Raw genomic sequence first — 8,162 nt, 5'->3', positions numbered from 1 at the left:
TGCCGATCCCGGTCGGCGCCGATCCGGCCGCGATGCCTCCCCCGGCACCCGCACCGGTGTTGCCGCCCGCCTGACGCGACCCATCGCAGACTCGTCGCCGCGGTCCGCGGTCGTCGTGTCTACGCGGAGTTGACCCACTCCTCGGTTCCGTCGGCGAAGAACTGGTGCTTCCACACCGGTAGCCGTTCTTTGACGCTGTCCACCAGGCGCGCACACGTCTCGAACGCGGCGCGCCGGTGGTCGGCCGCGACGGCGGCAACCAGGGCCGCATCGCCGATGCGCAAGGTGCCCGTGCGATGGCTGACTGCGATGGCGCGGACCCCCGGGCAATCGGCCGCGATCTCGGCTACGACGTCCTCGAGTGTCTGTGCCGCGGACGGATGCGACGAGTAGTCCAGTCGAGTCACCGTTCGACCGCCGTCGTGGTCGCGGACGACGCCGGCAAAAACCACGACGGCGCCCGCGGCGTGGTGTGAGACCAGCTCCTCGTGCTCAGCCGAATCGATGGGCTGATCGGTGAGAGCAGCCCTGACCACCGTCGTCATCGCACGTGGTCCCCACCGCGCAACTGATCCAGCGCGTGCTCGAGAACATCGGCGAGCACTCCCAGACCGTCTTTGACCCCGCCGGATGAGCCGGGGAGATTCACGATCAACGTGCGGCCGGCGACGCCGCACACCCCGCGCGACAAGACAGAGGTCGGCACGTGCGGGAGTCCGGCCTGCCTGATGGCCTCGGCGAGACCCGGGACCTGGTAATCCACCACCGCCGCAGTCGCCTGCGGAGTGGAATCGGTGGGTGAGATGCCCGTGCCGCCGGACGTGACGATGACGTCGGGGTGGTCACGCAGAGCAGATCGCAGCGCTGATTCGACAGGTGCACCGTCAGCGACGACGACGGGCGACGAAGTGTCGACGCCGCGGCCGTTCAGCCAGTCCACGATGACGGGTCCGCAGCGGTCCTCGTAGACACCAGCAGAGGCCCGGGTGGAGGCGATGATCACCACACCTGACCGCGTCACGCGGTCCACATACCCGTTTTGCCACCCTCTTTGCGCACCACGCGGATGTCGTTGATGCATGCGGCGCGGTCGACCGCTTTGATCATGTCGTAGATCGTCAACGCGGCCACGCTGACCGCAGTCAGCGCTTCCATCTCGACCCCGGTGCGGTCAGTGGTGCGCACGGTGGCGGTGATGCCGACCAGTCCCGGGTCGTCGGCACCGCCCGCGGTGAAGTCGATGTCGACGCCGGTGATCGCCAGCGGGTGGCACAGCGGGATGAGCTCGCTGGTGCGTTTGGCGGCGAGAATCGCGGCGACCCGCGCGGTGGCCAACGCGTCACCCTTGGGCAGCCCGTTGGCGCTGATCATCTCGACCACATCGGGGCGGGTGCGCACTGCTCCCACCGCTATCGCAACGCGCTTGGTGACATCCTTGGCGGTGACATCGACCATATGGGCTGCGCCCGACTCATCGAGATGCGAGAGGCCTTCTCCCACCCCGGAGCTCACCGTTACCTGTTGATGACCGTGGAAGACTGAATGAACGGGAGCTCGTCAGCCGGAAGCGGGAACGTCACGTCGCCGAACGGCGACAGTGCGCCCGTGCGGTCAGTGGCAAGCTCGCTGACCGCGTGATCGTCGGGGTCGGACGTCGGCCAGCCCGGGTCGACGTACTTGTCCTTCTGCCGTTTCTCATCAGCCACATGGACATTGTGGCAGGCGTCTCGCCGTCTGGCGAGGTCGGGACGCTGCTTTAAGCTGGTCGGCGATGAGGCCTCGGACGAAGAGCAGACAGCGCCGATGAGACCTCGGACGAAGAGCAGACAGCGCCGATGAGCGTGAATCCCCCGGTCGTACCGCTGGGCGCCTGGTTGGCCGAGTCCGACGATGACCGTCTGATCCGCCTCCTCCGGCTACGCCCGGACCTCACCCAACCCCCGCCGGGCACCATCGCCGCGCTGGCCGCCCGAGCTGCAGCCCGCCAATCGGTCAAGGCCGCTACCGATGATCTGGACTTCCTGCACCTGGGGGTGCTCGACGCCCTGCTCACGCTGCACGCCGACACCACCGGTGTCCCCGTCGCCCGGCTGATGGAACTGCTCGGCGAGAAGGTCGACGGCGAGGCCGTCAGCGCGGCGGTCCGGGATCTCCGGGAGCGAGCCCTGGTCTGGGGCGACGACCCAGTGCGGGTGGTCGCCGAAGCCGGGTCCAGCCTCCCCTGGTACCCCGGTCAGGCCACCGACGAGAGCACCGCCCCGTCGATTGCGGACATCGCCGGGGCGATCGAGGCCCTCGATGGTCCCGCGCGCGAGTTGCTGGACAAGCTGCTCGAAGGCTCGCCCGTCGGACGGACCCGAGACGCGGCGCCCGGAACCCCGCCCGACCGGCCGGTGCAGCGACTGCTCGCCGCCGGCCTGCTCCGCAGTCTCGATTCCGACACCGTGATCCTGCCCCGGCTGGTCGGCCAGGTGCTTCGCGGCGAAACCCCAGGCCCCGTCAGCTGGACCAAACCCGACCCCACCGTGTCCACGACCAGCGCCCGCGATGTGGATGCCGTGGCCGCCGGTGCGGCGATCGATCTGTTGCGCGAAGTCGAGATCATCATCGAAACACTCAGTGCCGCACCCATTCCCGAACTACGCAGCGGGGGCCTCGGGGTGCGGGAGGTCAAGCGGTTGACCAAGCAGACCGGCATCGAGGATCGCCGACTGGGGCTGCTCCTGGAGGTCAGCGCTGCCGCAGGCCTGATCGCACCGGGAATGCCCGAACCGGATCCACCCGATGCCGCAGGACCGTACTGGGCGCCGACGGTCGCCGCCGATCGGTTCGTCGAATCCCCCACAGCGGTCAAATGGCACCTGATCGTGTCGGCGTGGCTGGACCTGCCGGGTCGACCGGGCCTCATCGGCAGCCGCGGCCCTGATGGCAAACCATATGCAGCGCTGTCGGATTCGCTGTTCTCGACTGCCGCGCCCCTCGATCGTCGACTTCTTCTGGAAACGCTCGAGGAGTTGCCGCCAGGTTCCGGTGTCGACGGCGACAGCGCATCCCTGGCCTTGGTGTGGCGGCGACCCCGGTGGTCGGCGAGGCTCCAGCCCGCACCTGTCGCCGACCTGCTCACCGAAGCCCACGCGGTCGGTGTCGTCGGCCGGGGCGCCCTGTCCACGCCGATGCGGCGACTCCTCGCCGGCGAACCCGAAGACGCGGTCGTCGCGGCCATGTCCAAGGTCCTTCCGAAACCGATCGACCACTTCCTGCTGCAGGCCGACCTCACGGTGATCGTTCCCGGACCGTTGGAGCGTGCGCTGGCCGAACAACTGGCGGCGGTCGCGACGGTGGAATCCGCCGGCGCGGCAATGGTGTACCGCATCACCGAGGCGTCCGTCCGGCGGGCACTGGACACCGGCAAGACGGCAGGCGAGTTGCACGCATTGTTCACCCGCCACTCCAAAACCCCTGTGCCACAGTCTTTGACGTACATGATCGACGATGTGGCACGTCGCCACGGCCAATTGCGGGTGGGCATGGCTTCGTCCTTTGTCCGCTGCGAGGACGCGGCCCTGCTCGCCCAGGCGGTCGCCGCGCCGGCCACCGAAGCGGTCGAGTTGAGGCCTCTGGCCCCGACTGTGGCGGTGTCGCAGGCTCCGATCGCCGAGGTGCTCGCCGCACTGCGACGCGCCGGTTTCGCTCCGGCCGCCGAGGACTCCACCGGAGCGATCGTCGATCTGCGCAGTAGGGGTTCGCGAGTTCCGCCGGCGGGCCGTCGCCGCGTACACCGGCACAACCTGACACCGACGGATCAGACGCTCGGCGCGATCGTGGCGGTGCTCCGCAAGGTCGCGGCAACACCGTCGGGCATGCGGCTGGACCCAGCGGTCGCGATCTCGGAACTGCAGTACGCCGCTCACCACCAGGAGTCGGTGGTGATCGGATACGTCGACCCCGCCGGGGTGGCCACACAGCGCGTCGTGGCACCGATCAACGTCCGGGGAGGCCAGCTCACCGCCTACGACCCGGCGTCCGGCAGGGTCCGGGAGTTCGCCATTCACCGCGTGACTTCGGTGGTGGCCGCCGAATCCGGATAATGGGTGGGATGACTTCCTACCGAGACCGCGCATGACCGACGGCCCGCTGATCGTGCAGTCCGACAAGACGGTGCTGCTCGAGGTCGACCATGAGCAAGCCGGGGCCGCCCGCGCGGCGATCGCGCCGTTTGCCGAGCTGGAACGTGCGCCCGAGCACATCCACACCTACCGCATCACCCCGCTGGCACTGTGGAACGCCCGCGCCGCCGGACACGACGCCGAACAGGTGGTCGATGCCCTGGTCAGCTTCTCCCGCTACGCGGTGCCCCAGCCACTGCTGGTCGACATCGTCGACACCATGGCCCGTTACGGCCGGTTGCAGCTGGTCAAGAGCCCGGTCCACGGCCTCATCCTGGTCAGCTTGGATCGCGCGGTCCTCGAAGAGGTCATGCGCCACAAAAAGATCGCGCCGATGCTGGGAGCGCGGATCGACGACGACACCGTCATCGTGCATGCGAGCGAACGCGGCCACATCAAGCAACTGCTGCTGAAGATCGGCTGGCCGGCGGAGGACCTCGCCGGCTACGTCGACGGAGAGGCGCACCCGATCAGCCTGGCGCAGGACGGCTGGCACCTGCGCGACTACCAGGAGATGGCCGCGGATTCATTCTGGGCGGGCGGCTCCGGCGTGGTGGTGCTGCCGTGCGGGGCGGGCAAGACGCTTGTCGGCGCCGCCGCGATGGCCAAGGCCGGAGCCACCACCCTGATCTTGGTGACGAACACCGTGGCCGGCCGCCAGTGGAAGCGCGAGCTGATCGCCCGGACGTCGTTGACCGAGGAGGAGATCGGCGAGTACTCCGGCGAACGCAAGGAGATCCGGCCGGTCACCATTGCCACCTACCAGGTCATCACACGCCGCACCAAGGGCGAATACAAGCATCTGGAGCTGTTCGACAGCCGGGACTGGGGCCTGATCATCTACGACGAGGTGCACCTGCTGCCCGCACCGGTGTTCCGGATGACGGCCGATCTGCAGTCGCGCAGGCGCCTCGGACTGACGGCCACCCTGATCCGTGAGGATGGCCGCGAGGGTGACGTGTTCTCGCTGATCGGGCCGAAACGCTACGACGCCCCGTGGAAGGACATCGAGGCACAGGGATGGATCGCACCGGCCGAGTGCATCGAGGTCCGCGTCACGATGACCGACAACGAGCGCATGCTGTACGCCACGGCTGAACCCGAGGAGCGCTACAAACTCTGCGCGACGGCACACACCAAGATCGCGGTGGTGAAGTCGATTCTCGAGCGGCACCCCTCAGAACCCACGCTGGTCATCGGCGCCTACCTCGACCAGCTCGATGAGCTCGGTGCCGAACTCGACGCCCCGGTGATCCAAGGGTCGACCAAGACCGCTGAGCGGGAGGCTCTGTTCGACGGGTTCCGTCGCGGCGAGATCCGCACCCTGGTGGTCTCCAAAGTCGCCAACTTCTCGATCGACCTACCGGAAGCCAGTGTGGCAGTTCAGGTCTCGGGCACATTCGGCTCCCGCCAAGAGGAAGCCCAGCGGCTGGGACGGCTGCTGCGCCCCAAAGCCGACGGTGGCGGTGCGGTGTTCTACTCGGTGGTGTCGCGTGACAGCCTCGACGCCGAGTACGCCGCGCATCGGCAGCGGTTCCTCGCCGAGCAGGGCTACGGATATGTGATCAAGGACGCGGACGACCTTCTCGGACCGGCGATCTGAATCAGAGGATCAGTGTCATCGTCCCCGAAGTCGTATTGCTGTTGAGCCCCTGCGCGTCCCGGACGACCATCGTGATGTTTCGGAACCCGACCAGATTCAACACCGACTTCGAGAACCTGATCGACTGAATCACAGTTTGATACTCGAGTACCGTGCCCAGTCCCGTCAGTGTCAGCACACCGCCCGAGTACGTGCCGCTGATCGAACCGGTGGGAGTGAAGGTCAGCGAGTCACCGCTCTGAACATTCGTGATCGTGACGATTGCTCGGTCCAAATACGAAGAGTCGTCGAGGATCACGGCCGCAGAGCTCAGAACCTGCGCTCCCAGAAGGACGACCCCGCCACCCAACGGAGCCGTGAGTATCGGTGCGGAGTTGGCCGTCACTGCGACGAGTGCTGCCGCAGGGAGACTCGTCGCGCCTTGCGAATCGGTCACAGTGAACGTCACCGTCTTGACGGCGGTCGGAGCCGTTCCGTTGGTGGACAGGGTCACCGATCGCAGTAGCTGCTGATACTGCGCTTCCGTCCCACTTCCAGTGAACGTCAGGATCCCGGTGACCGCGTCATAGGCACCGCTGATTCCTGCGACCGCGGTGAATCCGAGGAGGTCTCCCGACGTGAAGTTCCCGGTGATCGCCACCGATGCACCCGTCAGCGTCGTCGAGTCCAGGTCGAGCACGGTGAGCAACGGATTCACGTCCACTGCGGTGTTTCCGGCGGTGTAGACCGGGCCCAACGCGGTAGTCACCACCAGCGGCGCCAAATTGACCGGCGCCGCCACCACAGTGACCACGACGTTGGCGGGCAGCAGGCTTGGTGTGCCCTCAGCGTCGACCACGCTGAACGACACCGTCTTCAGAGACGCGATCGCACCGGAACCCGTCGACAACGTCACAGAACGCAGTGCCTGTTCGTAGAGCGCGATGCTCGCCGTCCCGTCGAAGGTCAGCACTCCGTCGGCGCTGTTGTAGGTGCCGGTGATACCGGTCGGCTCAGTGAACGACAGCACGTCGCCTGCAGCGAATCCTCCGGTGATCTCGACAGTTGCCCCCTCCAGCGAGGTCGAATCGACATCGAGCACGCTGACCAACGGATCGATGGTGATGGCGCTGTTGCCCGCGGTGTATGAAACGTTGACGACCGACGTAGTCACCAGCGGTGCGATCTGCAGCGGCAACGTCACGACCGTCACCGCGACGAGAGCAGGGGCACTGACCTTGTCCTGGTCGTCGGTGACGACGAACGAGATGGATTTGATCGTCGCCAGGGCATTGGAGTCGGTCGAGAACGTCACGGAACGAAGGAGCTGTTGATACGCAGCCACGGAGGCGACTCCGTCAAAGGTCAGGACGCCTGCGTTGTAGCTGCCGTCGATGCCCGCCTGCGGGGTGTAGCCGAGACTTTCGCCGGCCGCTGCGCCGCCCACGATGGCCACCACAGCACCTGACATGTTCGTCGAATCTGCATCCAGCAAAATCAGGCCCGGATCGACGGCAATGGCTGAATCACCTGCCGTATAGCCGACATTGACCACCGAAGTCACCACAGCAGGTGTGGCCAGGATGGGCAGCGACAGCACCGTAACGGTGACCAACCCTGGGGCGCTCACACCTTGCTGGTCGTCTGTGATGGTGAACGAGATGGTCTTGATTGTCGCCAGTGCCGATGAGTTCGTCGAGAACGTCACCGACCGCAGAAGCTGCTGGTAATCACTGACCGAGGCCGTGCCCTCGAATGTCAGGACACCTGCGTCGAAATCTGCGGTCACATCGGTGGGTAGCGGCCCATAAACCAACGCATCGCCCACCTGTGGATCGATGATCGTCACGGTCGCGCCCGTCATCGTCGTCGAATCTCCATCGAGGATGATCACGCCGGGATCGATTGTGACACCGGATGTCCCCGCGGTATAGGTCACGTTGACAACCGAGGTCAAGACGATCGGGGTGACAGAAACCGGCAGGCCCACCACCGTGACCGCAGTGATCGCCGGCACCACACTGGTGTTGCCGTCACCATCAGTCACCGCGAAGGTGACCGACTTGATCCCGACTGTCGCCGAGGTGAGAGTGACCGACTCCAACAACGCCTGATAGTCCGCCACCGTGGCCGACCCGGTGAATGTCAGCACCCCACCAGAGACATTGGCCACCACGTTGGTGGGCAGCGTTCCATAACCGAACGAATCCCCCACACCTGGACTGCTGAGTGTGACTGTCGCCGACTCCAGGTTCGCCGAGTCCAGATCGGTGATCACCACCACCGGCGACACCGTGATCGGCGATCCGGTGGTGCCCGCCGCGATCGGCGTCGCCACCAGCACCGGCGCCACCGACGCCCCCGGCACCCCCACCACCGTCACCGCAGTCACCGCCGGCACCACACTGGTGTTG

General features: G+C 66.5%; 8 protein-coding genes. 3 read left to right on the top strand and 5 right to left on the bottom strand.

All coding sequences use genetic code 11. The features are described 5' to 3' along the window. Window positions 1-119: 119 nt before the first annotated feature. The 4 genes from WA965_RS04885 to WA965_RS04870 are packed head-to-tail and all read right to left on the bottom strand — an operon-like array spanning window position 120 to window position 1,706. Window positions 120-545 (bottom strand): molybdenum cofactor biosynthesis protein MoaE, encoded by a 426-nt coding sequence (locus WA965_RS04885; protein WP_526297845.1) that lies wholly within the window; start codon window positions 543-545, stop codon window positions 120-122. Then, entirely contained in the window at window positions 542-1,021 is a 480-nt protein-coding gene (locus tag WA965_RS04880; protein ID WP_526297844.1) for a MogA/MoaB family molybdenum cofactor biosynthesis protein, read from the bottom strand. Before WA965_RS04880 ends, WA965_RS04885 begins: the two co-directional genes overlap by 4 nt. Then, window positions 1,018-1,500: a cyclic pyranopterin monophosphate synthase MoaC gene (gene moaC / locus WA965_RS04875; RefSeq protein ID WP_526297847.1), complete on the bottom strand. Its 483-nt coding sequence runs from the start codon at window positions 1,498-1,500 to the stop codon at window positions 1,018-1,020. Before moaC ends, WA965_RS04880 begins: the two co-directional genes overlap by 4 nt. A gap of 14 nt (window positions 1,501-1,514) precedes the next feature. Further along, entirely contained in the window at window positions 1,515-1,706 is a 192-nt protein-coding gene (locus WA965_RS04870) for a hypothetical protein (RefSeq protein WP_526297842.1), read from the bottom strand. 129 nt (window positions 1,707-1,835) lie between these two features. Between WA965_RS04870 and WA965_RS04865 the strand changes: the two genes are divergently transcribed. Together WA965_RS04865 and WA965_RS04860 are read left to right on the top strand one after the other, a co-directional pair. Continuing rightward, on the top strand, window positions 1,836-4,088 hold the full coding sequence (locus tag WA965_RS04865) for a helicase-associated domain-containing protein (RefSeq protein ID WP_526297840.1): 2,253 nt from the start codon (window positions 1,836-1,838) through the stop codon (window positions 4,086-4,088). A 31-nt stretch (window positions 4,089-4,119) separates the two neighbouring features. Continuing rightward, window positions 4,120-5,769, top strand: a complete 1,650-nt coding sequence (locus WA965_RS04860; RefSeq protein WP_526297838.1) for a DNA repair helicase XPB — start codon at window positions 4,120-4,122, stop codon at window positions 5,767-5,769. Window position 5,770: 1 nt separating this feature from the next. Here the strand turns inward: WA965_RS04860 and WA965_RS04855 are convergent, their stop codons facing one another. Continuing rightward, on the bottom strand, window positions 5,771-7,963 hold the full coding sequence (locus tag WA965_RS04855; protein WP_526447171.1) for a beta strand repeat-containing protein: 2,193 nt from the start codon (window positions 7,961-7,963) through the stop codon (window positions 5,771-5,773). Window positions 7,964-7,979: 16 nt separating this feature from the next. On the opposite strand from WA965_RS04855, the gene WA965_RS04850 reads away from it, so the two are divergent. Beyond that, a partial coding sequence (locus WA965_RS04850) for a hypothetical protein (RefSeq protein ID WP_526447169.1) occupies window positions 7,980-8,162 on the top strand: 183 nt, incomplete at its 3' end.

The organism is Mycobacterium sp. (assembly GCF_049683935.1).
Lineage (GTDB): Bacteria > Actinomycetota > Actinomycetes > Mycobacteriales > Mycobacteriaceae > Mycobacterium.
Note: the sequence above shows the minus strand (reverse complement) of the source record. Positions and strands in the feature narration are given on the sequence as shown.

Excerpts from the sequence above, each read along its gene's own strand:
- WA965_RS04885 (WP_526297845.1), bottom strand. The coding sequence starts at position 545 with ATGACGACGGTGGTCAGGGCTGCTCTCACCGATCAGCCCATCGATTCG.
- WA965_RS04865 (WP_526297840.1), top strand. The coding sequence starts at position 1,836 with ATGAGCGTGAATCCCCCGGTCGTACCGCTGGGCGCCTGGTTGGCCGAG.
- WA965_RS04860 (WP_526297838.1), top strand. The coding sequence starts at position 4,120 with ATGACCGACGGCCCGCTGATCGTGCAGTCCGACAAGACGGTGCTGCTC.